Raw genomic sequence first — 16658 nt, 5'->3', positions numbered from 1 at the left:
CGAGGGACGATCGCCGCGCCAGAGAAGGCTTCGATTACGAAGCGTAGTATTCGACGACCAGGTTCGGTTCCATCTTCACCGGATACGGCACGTCCGTCAGTTCCGGCACGCGGACGTAACGGACCGAGAACGAACGGTCGGACAGTTCCAGATAATCCGGCACGTCACGTTCCGACGACTGCTGGGCTTCGATGACCAGCGCCATGTTGCGCGACTTTTCCTTCACCGTGACGACGTCTTCCGGCTTCACGCGGTAGGAAGAGATGTCGACCTTCTTGCCGTTGACCAGGACGTGGCCGTGGCTGACGAACTGGCGGGCGGCCCAGACGGTGGGGACGAACTTGGCGCGGTAGACGATGGCGTCCAGACGCGATTCCAGCAGGCCGATCAGGTTTTCCGAGGTGTTGCCCTTGCGGCGAGCCGCCTCGTCATAGGTCTTGGCGAACTGCTTCTCGGTGATGTTGCCGTAGTAGCCCTTCAGCTTCTGCTTGGCCTTCAGTTGCAGACCGAAGTCCGAAACCTTCGACTTGCGACGCTGACCGTGCTGACCGGGACCGTAAGAACGCTTGTTGACCGGCGACTTGGCGCGGCCCCACAGGTTCTCACCCATGGCCCGGTCGATCTTGTATTTGGCGCTGTGGCGCTTGGACATTCTATTCTCTTTTCGACGATACGGCCCGGCATCCCCTCGATTGGGAATGCGATCTCAACGGCGGTCCACGCATCTTCCGTCATCAATCCCGCTTCCGGCGAACCGGAAACGTGGAAGGCGGCGCTTATCGCCACACAGGTCCCCGGAGTCAAGCCGTGGTGAGCGTTAAGCACGATGGACAGGAACCCCACGACCTCGGCCGATCTTTTTGTCGTCGGAGGCACATCTCCTGATCCCCTCGCGGAGGGCGAAATGGCGCATTCGACGACGACCGGCCTGACCGACGAGGCCTTTGACAGGCTGAAGCACAAGCTGATCGACCTGGTCGAACCGCTGTCCGACAGCCAGTTGCTGGATCTCGCCGACGGGATCCACGAGTTGCTGCGTCAGCGACGCACCCTGCGGCAGCACCATGCCGAACGCATGACGGAACGCGCGCGCCTGGCGTCGCTGAGCTGAGCCCGCGACGCCAGGCCACGATCAGGCGGCCGGCTGCGCCTCGCTGATGAACGTCGCCCGGCCCTCCCGGGTCTGGATCTTCCCCAGGCCAGGGAAGGGGAAGTGATAGGCGTAGATGTGTGCGCCCGACGCCCGCAGGGCCGTGATTTCATCCAGACGCGCCTTCTTGCCCGCCGTCGCATCGTCGTCATAGCCGACGGTCCAGTCCGGATGTTCGACCGACAGGACCCAGTGGTGCATCAGGTCGCCCGTGTACAACAGCTGGTTCTGGCCGTCGGTGATCAGATAGGCGACATGGCCCGGCGTATGACCGGCCGTGTCCTGGGCCTCCACGCCGGGCGCGACCTCTTCATCTGGACGGAAGGCCTGGACCTTGGGCGTGATCACGCGGACCAGGTCCGCCATTTCCGGATTGGCGCGGATCGACGCCCATTCGGCCTCCGACATCCGGATCGCGGCGTTGGGGAAGGCCGGGGCGCCGTCGGCGACCAGACCGCCCACATGGTCGGGGTGGCCGTGCGAGATCATCACGTCGGTGATGTTGGCCGGATCGACGCCGGCGGTCTGCAGGCTCTGCATCAACTGACCCTTGCCCGCGCCCAGACCGGCGTCGAACAACATGGTCCGGTCGCCGTTCCGCACCAGCAGCGGATGAATCTCCAGCATGATGGGATCGGCCGGTTGTCCGGCGGCGGTCAGGGGGGCGGCGACCGCCTGGGGCGTCAGGCCCACGCCGAAGACCTTGTTGTCGTTCGGCACGGGGTTCTGGCCGTCGAACAGGGCGATAGCGTCCAGGGCGCCGATCTTGAACCGATAGACAGGCTTCTCCGCCGGGGCGGCGACTGTCTGGGTCGGGTTCGGCGGCGCAGGCTCGCCGGATTTCTGATCGTTCGCCGCCGGGGAGCAGGCCGCCAGGGTCAGGGCCGTCACGGCCGCCGTCGCCATAAGAATCCGCATCGTTTCACTCCTGTGTGCAGGCTGAATCGAAAACGCCCGCCGGAGGTTCCGGCGGGCGTCGTCTTGTCGCTTAGGCCAGGCCTAGACGGCGGCGGCGTACAGTTCGTTGACCTTGTTCCAGTTCACCACCGACCAGAAGGACTTCAGGTAGTCGACGCGGCGGTTCTGGTATTTCAGATAATAGGCGTGTTCCCAGACGTCGGCGCCCAGGACGACCTCGCCGCGCTCTTCCACGACATCCATCAGCGGATTGTCCTGGTTCGGCGTGGAGGTGATCTTCAGCTTGCCGTTCTGGACGATCAGCCAGGCCCAGCCCGAGCCGAACTGGGCGGCGCCGGCGGCGTTGAAGTCTTCCTTGAACTTGTCCATGCCGCCCAGGTCGCTGTCGATGGCGGCCTTCAGCTCGGCCGAGGGTTCGCCGGTCTGATCGGCGGGGGCCAGCAGTTCCCAGAACAGGCTGTGGTTCCAGTGACCGCCGCCGTTGTTGCGCACGGCCTTGGGGGCGGTCGAGACGCTGGTGAAGATTTCTTCCAGCGACTTGCCCTGCAGATCCGCAGCCGCATCGATGGCCTTGTTCAGGTTGTCGACATAGGTCTGGTGGTGCTTGTCGTGGTGGAAGGTCATCGTCTCCTTGTCGATGGCCGGCTCCAGCGCGTCATAGGCGTAGGGCAGCGGGGGCAGGGTGAAGGCCATGTCTGTCTCCTGAAGACGGTTGTTCTGAACCCCATTTAGGGGCTGTGGCGTCTGACCCAAGCGAATTAATCCAGTTTTTGTTCAGCTTGGCCATTTGCATTGCCTGACAAGACGAACGATTGTCCATACGTCAATCGGAGGCTGTCATGTCGCGCATCGGATTCATCGCCCTGACGGCGCTGGCCGTTTCCGGAAGCGGTTGCACCAGTTTGCGGGCGCTGGATCAGGCCGCGACCGATCTGGCCAACCAGACGCCGACCTGCACCCAGGAACCCGCAGTCGGCGTCGACAACTATGGCGGCAAGACCTGCACGATCACTCATACCGTTCGGTCCTCAACGACCACGACCACGACCGTAGAGGAAACAGGCAAGGAGCCCGTCACCACCCGCACCGTCACGACGCCGTCAGGAACAACGACCGAGATCGTGCCGACGCCGTAAGGGATAAAGTCAGCCGACGGGCAAGTTCGCCTTCAGGCATTCGCGCACGGCGCGCTTGACGTCGCCCGGCGCATTGGGCTCGTCCACGCCCTCGGCGGCGAAGACGGCGCGGACGGCGGCGTCCAGCCCGTTCGGCAGTGCGGCGATCACGCGCTTTTGTCCCTTCTCATGCAGACAGAAGCCCACCTCGCGGCACAGGGCGGAAAACATCGGCTCATAGGGATCGGTGGCGCTCATCGCGCCCCTCTAGCATCAGGGGATGAGACGCGACAGCCAGTGCATCAGGTTCAGTGCGAACTGCCGGTCGTCATGGCCGTCGGTGTTCAGGCCAAAGCGATAGGGTGCGCGGTCCGGCTGGTCAGGGAAACGCACGATCTGCGCGGTCAGCATGCCGGCTTCACCCAGCACCACGACCCTGCCCGCGCCGAACGGGAAGGCAAGCCCCTGGGCCGGCAGGGCGGGCCGCGCCAGCTCCGCCGTCACGACATCCACATCCTCGCCCGCGCGCAGGCGCTGCCGAATCGCCTGAAGGGTGGCGAGATCCGGCGCTTCGAACGCGTTGTCGCTCATCGCCAGCAACACGGTCGATCCGTCGGGCCCCTTGAGGGACTGGCCGGTGAAGGTGTTGACGATCTGCACGCCCTCGCCGCCCCCACGACCGGCGATAATCGGGTGATCCCCCAGCGCCTGTCGCGGAAAGACCAGATTGGCCGTCACGTCGTTGCGAACAGATTGAAAGGCGTAACCCTTGCCCATCGTCACGCCGAACCGAGCGCCCAGCGCTTCGGCCGCCGTTCCATGCGGCGCGTGATCGACGGCAAGCAGCAGGGAACCGCCAAGTGCGACCCACCGCGCCAGGGCCTCGATCTCGGCCTCGTCAAAGGCCGAAACGCGAGAGCCGTTCTCGGAGCTGGCGGCGTTGGCGATCACCAGCACCGCGACCCCATCCAGCGCGCCCGGCGCATCCAGTCGCCCGCGCCCCGCGTCAACCCGATAGCCGTCGGCCCGCATGAGGGCGGCAAACCCGGCATATCGGCCGTCGATAGTCTGAAGGCTTCCATGCCCCTGATCGACACGGATCAGGGGGTCCATCAGCCGTATAGGCTGGAACGGCGACCTGCGGACGCCAGTCGAGATCGCCCGCCTGTTCCTGCGCTGCGGCCAAAGAGGCGTTTAAGGCCACGAGCAGCCCCAGCATCAGGACCGAGCCGAGGCGCATCATCCTCAGGCCTTCAGCCGTTCAGCGTGGAAGGCGATGTGGTCGGCGATGAAGCTGGTCATGAAGAAGTAGGAGTGATCGTAGCCGGGCTGCAGCCGGATGGTGACCTTCTGACCGGCGGCGTCGGCGGCGGCCTGGAGCAGTTCGGGCTTGAGCTGGTCGGTCAGGAAGCTGTCGGCGTCGCCCTGGTCGATCAGGATGTCGTCGTAGACAGACTTGGCGGCGCCGGCCTCGATCAGTCTGGCGGCGTCGTGGCGGTCCCATTCGGCCCGGTCCTCGCCCAGATAGGCGGTGAAAGCCTTTTCGCCCCAGGGGCAGCGGGTCGGCGAGCAGATGGGGGCGAAGGCCGAGACCGAGCGGAACAGGTCGGGATGGCGCAGCGCCAGGGTCAGGGCGCCGTGGCCGCCCATGGAATGGCCCGAGATCGACCGGGCGCCTGTAGTGGGGAATTCGGCGTCGATCAGGGAGATCAGTTCGTCCGTGACATAGGACTCCATGCGGAAGTGCGGAGCCCAGGGCGTCTGGGTTGCATCGACATAGAAGCCCGCGCCCTGGCCCAGGTCATAGGCCGGATCATCGGCCACACCCTCGCCGCGCGGCGAGGTGTCGGGCGCGACGATGATGACGCCGTGCTCGGCGGCGGCGCGGTAGGCGCCGGCCTTGGTGGTGAAATTGTCCTCGGTGCAGGTCAGGCCCGACAGCCAGATCAGCACCGGGAACGGCCCCTGCCCGCCCGGCGTGAAGACCGACAGGGTCATCGGCGTGCCGGTCACGGCGCTGTCGTGCTTCAGATAGCGCAGGGTTCCGCCGTGGACGATGTGGGTCTTGGTGGTCTGCATCAGTCGACGACCCGGTGCATGGCGCAGATCTTGTTGCCCGAGGGATCGCGCAGATAGGCGAGATACAGTTTCCCGAACGCGCCCTGGCGCAGGCCGGGCGGATCTTCGATCGTGGCTCCGCCGGCCTCGACGCCTGCCGCGTGGAAGGCGTCGACCATGGCCGTGTCCTTGGCCGCAAAACCGATGGTGCCGCCGTTGGCGTGACAGGCCGGCTCGCCGTCGATCGGCTTGCCCACGGCGAAGGCGCCGTGCGCCGTGCGCCACCAGTAGCGGCCCTTGGGATCCGGCCCCTGAGCGGAGTCGATGCCGAGAGCGCCGAGAGCGGCGTCATAGAAGCGGCGCGACGCCTCGATATCGTTGGCGCCGACGGTGACGTGGGTGAACATGCGTCTCTCTCCCTTGAACTAGAAGACCACCACAGACCGGATGCTCTCTCCGGCGTGCATCAGGTCGAAGGCTTTGTTGATCTCTTCCAGCGGGAAGGTGTGAGTGATCATCGGGTCGATCTCGATCTTGCCGTCCATGTACCAGTCGACGATCTTCGGCGTGTCGGTGCGGCCGCGCGCGCCGCCGAAGGCCGAGCCGCGCCACACCCGGCCCGTGACCAGCTGGAACGGGCGGGTGGCGATCTCCTTGCCCGCCTCGGCCACGCCGATGACGATACTCTCGCCCCAGCCGCGGTGACAGGCCTCAAGCGCCTGGCGCATGACCACCGTGTTGCCGGTGCAGTCGAAGGTGTAGTCGGCGCCGCCGCCGGTCAGTTCGACCAGATGGGCCACCACGTCCGGCACGTCCTTCGGATTGACGAAATGGGTCATGCCGAAGCGACGGCCCCACTCTTCCTTGTCGGGGTTCAGATCGACGCCGACGATCATGTCGGCCCCGACCATCTTCAGCCCCTGGATGACGTTCAGGCCGATGCCGCCCAGGCCGAAGACCACGGCGTTGGCGCCTGGCTCGACCTTGGCCGTGTTGACCACGGCCCCGACGCCGGTGGTCACGCCGCAGCCGACGTAGCAGGCCTTGTCGAACGGCGCGTCCTTGCGGATCTTCGCCACCGCGATCTCGGGCAGGACGGTGAAGTTCGAGAAGGTCGAGCAGCCCATGTAGTGGGCGATGGCCTGGCCCTTGTAGCTGAAGCGCGACGTGCCGTCGGGCATCAGCCCCTTGCCCTGGGTGGCGCGGATCGAGGTGCACAGGTTGGTCTTGCGCGACAGGCACGACTTACACTGGCGGCACTCGGGCGTGTACAGTGGGATCACGTGGTCGCCGACGGCGACCGAGGTCACGCCCGGCCCCACCTCGACCACCACGCCCGCGCCCTCGTGGCCAAGAATGCTGGGGAAGATGCCCTCGGAGTCCAGGCCGTCCAGCGTATAGGCGTCGGTGTGGCAGATGCCGGTGGCCTTGATCTCGATCAGCACCTCGCCGGCGCGCGGCCCCTCCAGATCGACCTCGACGATCTCGAGCGGACGTTTGGCCTCAAAGGCGACGGCGGCGCGGGTTTTCATAATTTTGGTCCTTCGGACGTCCCTACCGCTCGCCGCGCGCGGCTTGCTACATGAGGAACAGGCTGGATGATGTGATCCTGTTCTAGGCCGCTCCCGGCATCGATGAAACGGCGATAAACGCAAAACATTATTGCCAGGCAGGGACAATCGTGTTGGACCTTCCGTATGAGCAGTCGTTGGGACGGGATCGACGAATTCACGGCGGTGGCTGAACAGGCCAGTTTCTCGACGGCGGCGAAGCGGCTGGGCCTTTCCACCTCTGCGGTCAGCCGAGAGATCGCGCGATTGGAGGACCGACTGCAGACCCGGCTGCTGAACCGCACGACCCGCCGGGTCGAACTGACTGATGCAGGCCGCGATTTCCTGGCGCGTTGTCGCCGGCTGATCGACGAAAGGGACGAGGCCCTGGCGGCCGTTCAGCCGGATGACAGCGCCCCGCGCGGCCTGCTGCGGATGACCTGTTCGGTCTCCTATGGCGAGCGCTTCGTGGCCCCGGCGGTCAACCGCTTCGCCCGCGATCATGCCGAGCTGTCGATCGAGCTGGACCTGGATAATCGGCTGCGCGACCTTGTCGGCGACGGCTATGATCTGGCGATCCGGTTCGGGCATCTGACGGACTCGCGACTGATCGCCCGACGACTGGCGTCACGGCGACTGATCCTGTGCGCCGCGCCTGCCTATCTGGCCCGGCGGGGCGCGCCGCGGGACCTGTCCGAACTGCCGGCCCACGATCTGCTGACCGGATCATCGGAACACTGGCGCTTCAGCGAGGCGGGGCGCGAAACCAGTTTCCGTCCCCAGGGCCGATGGCGCTGCAACTCGGGCGCCGCCGTGCTGGATGCTGCGATCCAGGGGCTGGGCCTGTGCCAACTGCCGGACTTCTATGTCACCGAGCCGCTACGCGCCGGCGTCCTGACCGCCCTGCTGACCGAGCACCGTCCGCCCGATGAAGGCGTCTGGGCCGTCCATCCGCACCGCCGCCATGTCCCCCCCAAGGTGCGGCTGATGATCGACCATCTGCGCGCCAGCCTGGCGGCTTGACACATCACGGGCCTGCATCGTCCACGCGCAACGATCGTCTGATCCAGCTGCGGGGGTCCCTGCGCCGACAGAGGACCCGGAACGGCTGGAACAACATCGCGCGCCGATGGATTCTTGGCCGGCCCGACTACGCCGCCTTTCTGGCGAATTTTGGCGCTTGCTGACCGAGCCGCAGGTCAGGCAAACAATCGCATCATGAACCTCGTCGTCCTGACCGGCGCCGGCATATCGGCCGAAAGCGGCGTGCCCACATTTCGAGCCGAGGATGGTCTGTGGTGCGGCCACAGGGTCGAGGCTGTGGCGACGCCGGAGGGCTATGCGGCGGATCCCGCCCTGGTGCAGGACTTCTATAACCAGCGGCGGCGGCAGTTGGCGCAGGTTCAGCCGAACGCCGCCCATCGCGCCCTGGCCGAGCTGGCGGCGCGGTGGGAGGGGGATTTCCTGCTGGTGACGCAGAACGTGGATGATCTGCACGACCGGGCGCACGCCGAGGCCCCGCCGGGCGCCGGGTTCGAACTGATCCATATGCACGGCGAACTGCTGAAGGCCCGCTGCACCCGGTCGGGGGTGGTGATGGACTGGGCCGGCGACATGGCGGCCGACGAAGCCTCGCCGCATCATCCGCAGGGGCGGATGCGGCCGCACGTCGTCTGGTTCGGGGAGATGCCGTTAGCCATGGAGCGGATCGAGACGGCGCTGGAGACCTGTGACCTGTTCGTCTCCATCGGCACCTCGGGCGCGGTCTATCCGGCGGCGGGGTTCGTGCAGTCGGCGCGATACGCGGGGGCGCGGACGGTCGAGATCAACCTGGCGCCGACGCAAGGGGTGCACCTGTTCGACGAAGGCGTCTATGGCCCCGCGACGCAAGTCCTGCCCGCCTTCTTCGACGCCCTGTAGATGCGAAAACGGCGGCCGCTGCGATGCGGCCGCCGTTCAGGCCTTGAGGGCTGAAAGCGCTTAGGCGAGGACCACGATGGTCACGCGGCGGTTCTGCGACCGGCCCTCGGGGGTGTCGTTGGAGGCGACCGGCTCTTCCGGACCGTAGGAGATGGTCGACATCCGGTTCAAGGCGACGCCCTGGCGGTTCAGGAAGCGACGCACGGCCTCGGCGCGCTGCTCGCCCAGCTGGTTGTTGTGTTCGACCGGGCCGGTGGCGTCGGTATAGCCCTGGATTTCCAGATAGACGTTCTTGTTCTCGTCGCGCAGGCGTTGGACGAACTGGGCCAGGCGCTGCTCGGCCTCAGGCGACAGGGCCGAGGCGTCGGTCGGGAACTTCACGGAATCGTCCGACAGGACGACCTGATAGAGGAACTTGCCCTCGGCCAGTTTGTGGGCGTCGTTGGCGCGTTGCAGGGCCTGGCCCGCAGTGCCTTCGACCCCGGTGACGCGGGTGTCCACCACCTCGACCTGATCACGCACGAAACGATGGCTGGCGCAGCCGCTGGCCGCAAAGCCGAGGGCGATGAGGGCGCCGCCGACGACCGCCGTCCTGAGTTTCGATCTGCTCAAGTTCTGTCTCCTTCTTGCCGGGGGCGCCACACCCAGTTCATGCGCCAGATGAAAATGGCGTAGGCGACAAGGCGGAGTAATGACGTGCTTTGGGCCGGAAAATGTCAGCTTAGCCATATAATCCGTAACGAATTCGCATGATTATTGCGTCAGATCGGAACCGGATCGCGAGCTGGCACGTTAGCCCGCCAACAGGCTACGCCCTGTGGCGGATGAACTGATCTATCGCTGATCTTGAACAGCGGGCGGTTGTATTCGCAACCACGCCACCTTCCTGCCGCGACCGAATGTTTTCAACAGGGCGTCGTGATTTTTTACAGGGATTGGTGACGGATGACCATGCGACCGATCATCTTCGACACATCACGGATCGGCGATTGAGCGCCGCGCGGCCCGACCGGACCCGGCGCTGGCCCCTGGCGACCGCCTGCGTCGTCGCTGGCCATGCGGCCCTGGTGCTGGTCATGACAGCCGCGCGGCCGGAACCGCTCGCGACGCCCCATGAAGCGGCGCCGGTGATGGTCGAATTGGTCGAGCCGCCGCCTCCGCCCACCCCCATCCCCGCGCCCGATCCGGCGCCGACGCCCGACGCGCCGGCCGCAGCGGCTCAGACCCCGGCGCCGCCCAAACCCGCGCCCCAGCTTCGACCGCCCGCCGTGGCCGCAGCGCGTCCCCGAAAAGTCGTCGCCAAGCCGCCGCCGGATGTCGAGCCCCTGCCCGCCGCCCCCGCGCCGCCGGGACCGCCCCTGCCCCTGCTGGGCGCGGCTCAGTTGGCCGGCGCCGCCACGGTTGGATCGGGTCCGGGCGGCGGCGCTGGAAACGGCGTGGGCGGAGCCGGCGGGACGGGCGGATCCGGCGCCGGATCAGGCTCGGGCGGCGGGACTTGCGACATGGTCCGCTGGGTTCAGGACGCCGTGCGTGACGACGCCGCCGTGCGCCGCGCCGTCATCGCCGCCAGCGAGGAGATGAACGCCTCGGGCCGGGCCATCCTGGTCTGGAACGGCGACTGGCTGCAAAGCCGCAACCAGTCCGGCAAGGGTCTGGCCGGGGTGCGCCAGGCCATCGCCCTGGAGGTCGCCTTCGCCCCGGCCGAGTGCAGGACCCAGCGGATGACAGGCCTGGCCGTGCTGAAGCTTGAGGACGGCGCCGACGGCGCGCGCATCGCCCTGGGCAAGGGCAGCTGGCGCTGGTCGGATCTGCTGGGGGCGGGGTGACGACCTCTTGCGTCATCCTCGGGCTTAACCCGAGGATGACGGGGAGAAGGAGCGACTCCTTATTCGCTCGTATTCCCCTTCGCCGCCCGCTCGGCCGCCAGCTTGGCCAGCACACGCCCCCGTCCCTTGGCCAGGGCGTGGATGGCGCCGCGCATGGTGGCGACCTCCTGTTCGGAAAAGGCGGCGCGGCCCAGCATGACCCGCAGGTTCTGGCTCATCGAACGCTTCTTCTCGGGAGGATAGAAGAAGCCGCCGAGCTCCAGCTCCGCCTCCAGATGTTCGTACATGCCGACCAGCAGGTCGTTCGACGCCGGCGGCTCACTGTCGCGGAAGCGCGGCGGCGGGGCGTCCAGGATCAGGGTCCGCCACTCATAGGCGTTGATCGCCACCGCCTGGGCCAGGTTCAGCGAATGGTGTTTCGGGTCGATGGGAATGGTGACGATGCCGGCGCACAGGGCGATGTCGGTCGTCTCCAGCCCCGCCCGCTCGCCGCCGAACAACAGGCCGGTCTTCAGGCCCGAGGCCGTGTCGTCATACAGGATGCGGCCGGCCTCGCGCGGGGTGCGGACCGGCTGGCGCGTCTCGCGCGGGCGCGCGGTGGTGGCGAAGACGGTGTTCAGGTCGGCCACCGCTTCGGCGACGCTGTCGAACACCCGCACCCCTTCCAGCACCCAGTCGGCGCCCGAGGCCGTGGCCCAGGCCCGTTCCTGGGGCCAGCCGTCGCGCGGCGTGACGAGACGAAGATCCGACAGGCCGAAGTTCGCCATCACCCGCGCCACGGCGCCGATATTCTCGGCCATCTGGGACTTGTCGAGGATGACGGCGGGGGGCGTAAGGTCGGGGGGGGCGAATTCGGAAGAAGCGGACATGGCCGCCTCCCTACTCGTCCAGACCGTAACGGGCCAGAGCGGCGCGCAGATCGTCCAGGCGCGGCGCATAGTTCTTCCACCGCCCTGAGGCACGGGCGTACAGGGGCTCGCGCACCTGCCAGACGCTGGCGGTGCGGACCGGCCCCTGGCGCTGATGGAAGTCCATCACCGACGGCTCCCACGCCAGGCCGCAGGCCGCCACCAGATCGCGCACGGCCGGCTCGCCCCGCGCCACCAGGTCGTCATAGTCGACCTCGTGCACGTCGTCCGGCCAGACCGACTTCCAGTGCGCCGCCAGCCGTCGTTCCTGGGCCGTCCAATGGGCGGCGTGCTCCAGGTTCAGCGCATAGGCCATGTCGTAGGACAGGTGCAGGAAGAAGACCGACAAGGCGTTGTCGATCGGATTGCGCACGGTGTGGATGATCCGGGCCTTGGGGAACAGGGTCTTGGCCAGGCCGATGTAGAGGATGTTGTCCGGCCGCTTGTCCGTGACGACGCCGACGCCGGGCACGCGCTCGCGCACGGCGTTCAGATAGACGTCGCGGATCTTGCGCCGGCTGGCGTCGTCAAACACGCCCAGGGCCTCGGGGAAGGGATTGAAGACGTTGGCGGCCAGGGTCGGCAGCAGGTCCAGCTCTCCACCGGCGCGCACGCCGCTGTGTCCGCCCAGGATGCGCTCGACCAGGGTCGAACCGGAGCGGAACATGCCGCAGATGAAGATCGGCGCGGCCGAGGGATCGTCGTCGTCCAGCCCAGTCACCGGCGCCGGCGTCGCGGCGATCAGACGATCGACAAAGGCCTCGGCCTTGGCGGGATCATAGACGACGCCCTTGGCCCGAGCCAGGGCCGCGCTCGCCTGGTTGGCGGCGACATAGGCGTCGAAGGCGGCGTCGTAGTCGCCCGCCACATCCAGGATTCGTCCCAGGGCGAAACCCAGGTCCGCCTGTTCCAGCCCTTCCGGGGTGGCGGCCAGGGCGGATCGCAGCCGACCGATCAGGGGATCGTCCGGCGTCGTCGCCGTCTGCAAGACCGCCAGCCGCGCCAGGGCGGTTCCATGGCCGGGATCTATGGCCAGGACGGACTCATAGGCCTGCCGCGCCTCGTCGCGTCGCCCGGCGTCCTCATGCAGATTGCCCAGGTTGAGCCAGGCGGGCGCATAGGCGGGCGCAATGGCGAGGGCGGTCCTTAGTTCGGTCTCGGCCGCATCTGGTCGGTTCAGATCCTCTGCGAAGATCACGGCGCGGTTCAGGTGGATTTCCTGCGGATCGCGCGCGCCCTGGGCCAGGGCCTGGTCATAGGCGGTCAGGGCGTCGTCAAGGCGACGCATACGCCTCAGAAGCCGCCCCAGATCGTACCAGACGTCGCCCAGTTCCGGTCGCTCGGCCACGACGGATTGATAGAGGACCACGGCCTCGGGGATGCGCCCTTGGCGCTCGAGGGTCGCGCCTTGCGCCAGGCGGACTTGGTGTGCGTCGGACATCAGTCTTCACCGACCATGGCGATCCAGGGATCGACGGTTCCGGCCTCGACCTCGGCGACCTTGACGGCGGGCCAGCCGATGGAGGCGCTGCCCGAGGCGGTCCAGGCGGTGGCGATGAAGTCGCGCAGTTCGGCGGCGCCGGCCGCCAGACGCTCATTGACGAAGGCGGCGCCGCGCGGATCGCTGTCGCGGAAAGCCCCGGCTTTCTCCAGCCGGTAGAAGGGGATGACCGTGCCCAGGGTGGCGGTCAGATAGGAGACGGTGCGCGCCTTGACGTCGAAACCGTCCAGATCGGCGGCCGGCATGGCGGCCTCGACCGCGTCCAGGCGGGCGACGCGGTTGGTGAAGGCGCCTTCGAACAAGGCATGGGTCTGGCGCGAATTGGTGAAGCCTTCGGGGTTCGGGAACTCGCCCCAGCCATTGTAGTGGATCGTCGTGTGATGGGGTTGCGACCCGTCGCCGACATAGTGGCCCATGACCCCGATGTCGCGCAGGATCAGGGCCTCGCGGCGCAGGCGGTCGGCCCGGTACCAGGCCTGGCGCTCCATATTGGTCTCACGTCTTTCGGCGGCGTTCAGCACGCGCCAGTAGGCGAAATCGCGGCCCAGATTCTGCCAGGCGTCGATCATGGCGTAGGGCAGATAGCCGGCGTCATCGACGTCCAGACCGGCCCTGGTCAGGGCGGCGTCGTATTCCGACTTCAGACGGGGCAGTTCGGCCAGGGGCATGCCGCGCGGGTCGAAGACATGGCCGGCGTCGTCCAGGTCGATGAAATGGGCGGTGTCGCGTTCGCGGTCGTGGGGCTGGCCCGCGCCCTTCCAGCGGTCGGGTTCGCGCGCCAGCTCGCCGACGTCGGCGATGGCGCCGGGCGTCTTCAGAAAGCCCGGCATGTCGGCCGGCAGGGCGCGCATTGCGGCGATCCCGATCAGCCGGTGGCCGGTGTTGCCCCAGGCGTCGACCACGGCGGGGGTGGCGACGGCGACGAGGGCCAGGGCGGCGATGACGAGACGTTTCATGACGGACAAACCTCAGTGAGATCACGCCCGTCTAACGTATCCTTGATCGGCTCTCCAGCCCGCCGGGGTGGCGATCACGCCGCGAACGCCTAGATTAAGCGGGCTCCCCGCTCCTTTATCCTTGCAGGCGCCACAGCCATCGGGGAGCGATGACGTGATTGCGTCGTCGCCGTCCTTGCACGGCATAAGTGGACGCCAGATCGAAAGGACCACGCACCATGCGCGCGCCCCGCCTCGCTCTTTTTGCTTCCGCCGTCGCTCTGCTGACCGCCGCCGGCGCACACGCCCAAACCCCTTATGAAGCCTCGGGCCAGACCGCCCCGACCGCGGCGCCTGCCCCGGGCGCAGCCGACTTCACCGACGAAGAATTGCGCAAGTACGATGTCGCCATCACCCGCGTCCGCGCGGTCAGCGACACCCTGAACGGCGCCCAGCCGACGCCCGAACAACAGGCCGAAATGGCGGCTGCGGTTCAGGAGTCCGGCCTTGAGGTCGTGCGCTTCAACGCCATCTCCAACGCCGCCGCCGAAAGCCCGGTGATCAACGCCCGCATCAACGCCATGAAGGCGCCGAAGCCTGCTCCCGGATCGGTCGCGGCCGGCGTCAGCGATGCGGAACTGCGCCAGTTCGTCGAAGCCATGACCAAGATTCGCGCCGTCACCGCCAACGTCCAGAACGGCCAGGCCACCCCGGAACAGAGCGCCCAGCTGACGGCGGCGGTCGAGGGGTCCGGCCTGGCGGTGGACCGTTTCAACGCCGTCGCCACCGCCGTGTCCCAGGACGCCGGTCTGCGGGCCCGGGCTGAGTTGATCGGCGCGCGACAACAGGAGGCCGGCGCCCAATAGGGCGTCAGGTCTCGGCGGGTTCGCGCCGTGTGTCCGGTGCGGCCGGACCCGCCTCGTCCTCGTTCAGCAGTCGGCCTTCGCGACGCGGCTTCACATAGGGAGCGGGTTGCGGCGTCGGCATATTGCCGCGCATCAGTTGGCGCCCGGCCTTGATGCCGCCGGTCAGCTGCAGGTCCAGACGCGCCTCGTCGCGGCGGCGGACGTCGCCGATGGCCTCGGCCGCCTGGCCCTCGTCCATGCCCAGTTCGATCAAGGCGCGCTCGCCGAACTTCAATGCGGACTCGAAGGTCTCGCGGATCTGATAGTCGACCCCGGCCTGGATCAGCCGCATGGAATGGCCCCGGTCGAAGGCGCGGGCCATGATCTTGGTCGTCGGGAACTCGGACTTGACCAGTTCGACGATGCGATCGGCGACCTCGGGCTTGTCGACGCAGACCAGGACGATCTCGGCCTCGTCCGCACCCGAGGCCCGCAGCGTGTGCAGCTGGGCGCCGTCGCCATAATAGACCTTGAACCCGAACTGCGAGGCGGCCTGGATCATCTCGACGTCGTTCTCGATGATCGAGACGTCCACATCCCGCGCCAGCAAGGGCTGTGACACGACCTGGGCGAAACGGCCGAAGCCGATGATCAGAACCTGGCCGCGCAGGTCCTTGGCGAAGTCCACCCCCTCGGCGTCCTCGGCCGACAGGGTCGGCTTGGGCAGCAGGCGCTGGGTCAGCAGACTGGTCAGCGGCGTCAGGGCCATGGACAGGATGACGATGGCCGACAGCATGGCGCCGATCTGGGCGTCGAACAGACCCGCCGTCACCGCCGCGCCATACAGGACGAAGGCGAACTCGCCGCCTTGGGCGAACAGGGCCGCCCGCTCGACCGCCTCGTGGTGCGAGGCCTTGAACAGGCGGGCGACGGCATAGATGCCCAGCGCCTTGACCGCCATGAAGGCGATCACGCCGCCGACCACCAGACGCCAGTCGGCGACCACCACCGACAGATCCAGGGACATGCCGACGCTGAGGAAGAACAGACCCAGCAGAATGGCGCGGAAGGGCTCCACATCGGCTTCCAGCTGGTGGCGGAAGGTGGATTCGGACAGGAGGACGCCTGCCAGGAAGGCGCCCATGGCCATGGACAGTCCGCCCAGCGACATGGCCCAGGCGGCGCCGACCACGACCAGCAGGGCCGCCGCCGTCATCACCTCGCGACCGCCGTAACGGGCCAGCAGGCGGAAGATCGGATTGACCAGATATTTGCCCGCCAGCAGCACGCCGCCGACCGCCGCCACCGCGAAGCCGATGGTCTGCCACAACGGCGGCGCCTGTTCGTTCGCAACGCCCAGCACCGAGGCCAGGACGGCGACGATGGCCAGCAACGGCACGATGGCCAGGTCTTCCAGCAGCAGGATGGAGACGGACCGCTGTCCGGGCCCGCCCGCGATCTCGCCCCGCTCCTCCAGCATCTGCATGATGACGGCGGTGGACGACAGGACGAAGCCCATGGCCCCGACAAAGGCGACCGGCGCCGAAAAGCCGGCCAGCATAGCGGTCAGGGTCAGGATCAGGCCGCAGAACAGCACCTGGGCCGCGCCCAGGCCGAAGATCTCTTTCCTCAGCCCCCACAGCCGTTTGGGCCGCATCTCCAGCCCGATGATGAACAGGAAGATGACCACGCCGAACTCGGCGACATGAAGAATGGTCTCGGGCTCCTGAAACAGTTTCAGGCCGAACGGCCCGATGGCCAGACCTGCCGCCAGATAGCCGAGCACCGAGCCCAGACCGACGCGCTTGAACACCGGCACGGCGATGACGCCCGCCGCTAGCAGGGCCGCAGCCGCGCCCAGATCCAGTCCCGTCGTCGCCTCGGCCATCACATCCCCTGTTGGTGAAAGCTGATAGTGGGGAAGCTGGGCAG

Annotated in this window: 19 protein-coding genes; 6 read left to right on the top strand and 13 right to left on the bottom strand. The window is 67.3% G+C overall.

What is annotated here, in order from left to right; all coding sequences use genetic code 11:
- Positions 1 to 34: 34 nt before the first annotated feature.
- A complete protein-coding gene (gene rpsD, locus AC1RSI_RS00355) occupies positions 35 to 652 on the bottom strand; it encodes a 30S ribosomal protein S4 (RefSeq protein WP_008260153.1) in 618 nt (205 codons plus the stop codon).
- A 252-nt stretch (positions 653 to 904) separates the two neighbouring features.
- On the opposite strand from rpsD, the gene AC1RSI_RS00350 reads away from it, so the two are divergent.
- Positions 905 to 1111 (top strand): hypothetical protein, encoded by a 207-nt coding sequence (locus AC1RSI_RS00350; RefSeq protein WP_154726362.1) that lies wholly within the window; start codon positions 905 to 907, stop codon positions 1109 to 1111.
- A gap of 21 nt (positions 1112 to 1132) precedes the next feature.
- Here AC1RSI_RS00350 and AC1RSI_RS00345 read toward each other — a convergent pair whose 3' ends face one another.
- Positions 1133 to 2068, bottom strand: a complete 936-nt coding sequence (locus AC1RSI_RS00345) for an MBL fold metallo-hydrolase (protein ID WP_154726361.1) — start codon at positions 2066 to 2068, stop codon at positions 1133 to 1135.
- 81 nt (positions 2069 to 2149) lie between these two features.
- Complete coding sequence (locus tag AC1RSI_RS00340) at positions 2150 to 2761, bottom strand: superoxide dismutase (protein ID WP_154726360.1); 612 nt, start codon at positions 2759 to 2761, stop codon at positions 2150 to 2152.
- Positions 2762 to 2907: 146 nt separating this feature from the next.
- Between AC1RSI_RS00340 and AC1RSI_RS00335 the strand changes: the two genes are divergently transcribed.
- Positions 2908 to 3204 (top strand): hypothetical protein, encoded by a 297-nt coding sequence (locus AC1RSI_RS00335; RefSeq protein ID WP_035308536.1) that lies wholly within the window; start codon positions 2908 to 2910, stop codon positions 3202 to 3204.
- A 9-nt stretch (positions 3205 to 3213) separates the two neighbouring features.
- Here AC1RSI_RS00335 and AC1RSI_RS00330 read toward each other — a convergent pair whose 3' ends face one another.
- From AC1RSI_RS00330 to AC1RSI_RS00310, 5 genes are all read right to left on the bottom strand, one after another.
- Positions 3214 to 3441: a hypothetical protein gene (locus AC1RSI_RS00330; RefSeq protein WP_035308534.1), complete on the bottom strand. Its 228-nt coding sequence runs from the start codon at positions 3439 to 3441 to the stop codon at positions 3214 to 3216.
- Between the two features lie 15 nt (positions 3442 to 3456).
- A complete protein-coding gene (locus AC1RSI_RS00325) occupies positions 3457 to 4215 on the bottom strand; it encodes a DUF4350 domain-containing protein (RefSeq protein ID WP_230307655.1) in 759 nt (252 codons plus the stop codon).
- A gap of 213 nt (positions 4216 to 4428) precedes the next feature.
- A complete protein-coding gene (fghA, locus tag AC1RSI_RS00320; RefSeq protein ID WP_154726359.1) occupies positions 4429 to 5262 on the bottom strand; it encodes an S-formylglutathione hydrolase in 834 nt (277 codons plus the stop codon).
- Positions 5262 to 5648 (bottom strand): VOC family protein, encoded by a 387-nt coding sequence (locus AC1RSI_RS00315; RefSeq protein WP_008264038.1) that lies wholly within the window; start codon positions 5646 to 5648, stop codon positions 5262 to 5264. The genes fghA and AC1RSI_RS00315 overlap by 1 nt, the downstream gene beginning before the upstream one ends.
- Before the next feature lie 18 nt (positions 5649 to 5666).
- Positions 5667 to 6773, bottom strand: coding sequence for an S-(hydroxymethyl)glutathione dehydrogenase/class III alcohol dehydrogenase (locus AC1RSI_RS00310; protein WP_035308526.1), 1107 nt, complete (start codon positions 6771 to 6773; stop codon positions 5667 to 5669).
- Positions 6774 to 6938: 165 nt separating this feature from the next.
- Between AC1RSI_RS00310 and AC1RSI_RS00305 the strand changes: the two genes are divergently transcribed.
- Positions 6939 to 7814 carry a LysR family transcriptional regulator gene (locus tag AC1RSI_RS00305; RefSeq protein WP_008262851.1) on the top strand — a complete coding sequence of 292 codons (876 nt, stop codon included), beginning with the start codon at positions 6939 to 6941 and terminating at the stop codon, positions 7812 to 7814.
- 195 nt (positions 7815 to 8009) lie between these two features.
- Complete coding sequence (locus tag AC1RSI_RS00300; protein WP_154726357.1) at positions 8010 to 8711, top strand: NAD-dependent deacylase; 702 nt, start codon at positions 8010 to 8012, stop codon at positions 8709 to 8711.
- Positions 8712 to 8771: 60 nt separating this feature from the next.
- Here AC1RSI_RS00300 and AC1RSI_RS00295 read toward each other — a convergent pair whose 3' ends face one another.
- On the bottom strand, positions 8772 to 9323 hold the full coding sequence (locus tag AC1RSI_RS00295; protein WP_154726356.1) for an OmpA family protein: 552 nt from the start codon (positions 9321 to 9323) through the stop codon (positions 8772 to 8774).
- A gap of 377 nt (positions 9324 to 9700) precedes the next feature.
- Between AC1RSI_RS00295 and AC1RSI_RS00290 the strand changes: the two genes are divergently transcribed.
- The gene (locus tag AC1RSI_RS00290) at positions 9701 to 10537 is read left to right on the top strand and encodes a hypothetical protein (RefSeq protein ID WP_050771669.1); all 837 of its coding nucleotides are present in this window, start codon (positions 9701 to 9703) and stop codon (positions 10535 to 10537) included.
- Between the two features lie 59 nt (positions 10538 to 10596).
- On the opposite strand, the gene AC1RSI_RS00285 is transcribed toward AC1RSI_RS00290, so the two are convergent.
- The 3 genes from AC1RSI_RS00285 to AC1RSI_RS00275 are packed head-to-tail and all read right to left on the bottom strand — an operon-like array spanning position 10597 to position 13902.
- Complete coding sequence (locus tag AC1RSI_RS00285; protein ID WP_154726954.1) at positions 10597 to 11406, bottom strand: RNA methyltransferase; 810 nt, start codon at positions 11404 to 11406, stop codon at positions 10597 to 10599.
- A gap of 10 nt (positions 11407 to 11416) precedes the next feature.
- Positions 11417 to 12886 (bottom strand): tetratricopeptide repeat-containing sulfotransferase family protein, encoded by a 1470-nt coding sequence (locus AC1RSI_RS00280; RefSeq protein ID WP_291756213.1) that lies wholly within the window; start codon positions 12884 to 12886, stop codon positions 11417 to 11419.
- Positions 12886 to 13902: a phospholipase C/P1 nuclease family protein gene (locus tag AC1RSI_RS00275; protein ID WP_154726951.1), complete on the bottom strand. Its 1017-nt coding sequence runs from the start codon at positions 13900 to 13902 to the stop codon at positions 12886 to 12888. The genes AC1RSI_RS00280 and AC1RSI_RS00275 overlap by 1 nt, the downstream gene beginning before the upstream one ends.
- 218 nt (positions 13903 to 14120) lie before the next feature.
- Between AC1RSI_RS00275 and AC1RSI_RS00270 the strand changes: the two genes are divergently transcribed.
- Entirely contained in the window at positions 14121 to 14747 is a 627-nt protein-coding gene (locus AC1RSI_RS00270) for a DUF4168 domain-containing protein (RefSeq protein ID WP_154726950.1), read from the top strand.
- 4 nt (positions 14748 to 14751) lie between these two features.
- Here AC1RSI_RS00270 and AC1RSI_RS00265 read toward each other — a convergent pair whose 3' ends face one another.
- Positions 14752 to 16614 (bottom strand): monovalent cation:proton antiporter-2 (CPA2) family protein, encoded by a 1863-nt coding sequence (locus tag AC1RSI_RS00265; RefSeq protein ID WP_008261974.1) that lies wholly within the window; start codon positions 16612 to 16614, stop codon positions 14752 to 14754.
- Positions 16615 to 16658 lie beyond the last annotated feature (44 nt).

This window comes from Brevundimonas sp. GW821-FHT10E09, from assembly GCF_058809375.1.
This window is presented reverse-complemented; position numbering and strand designations above follow the sequence as displayed.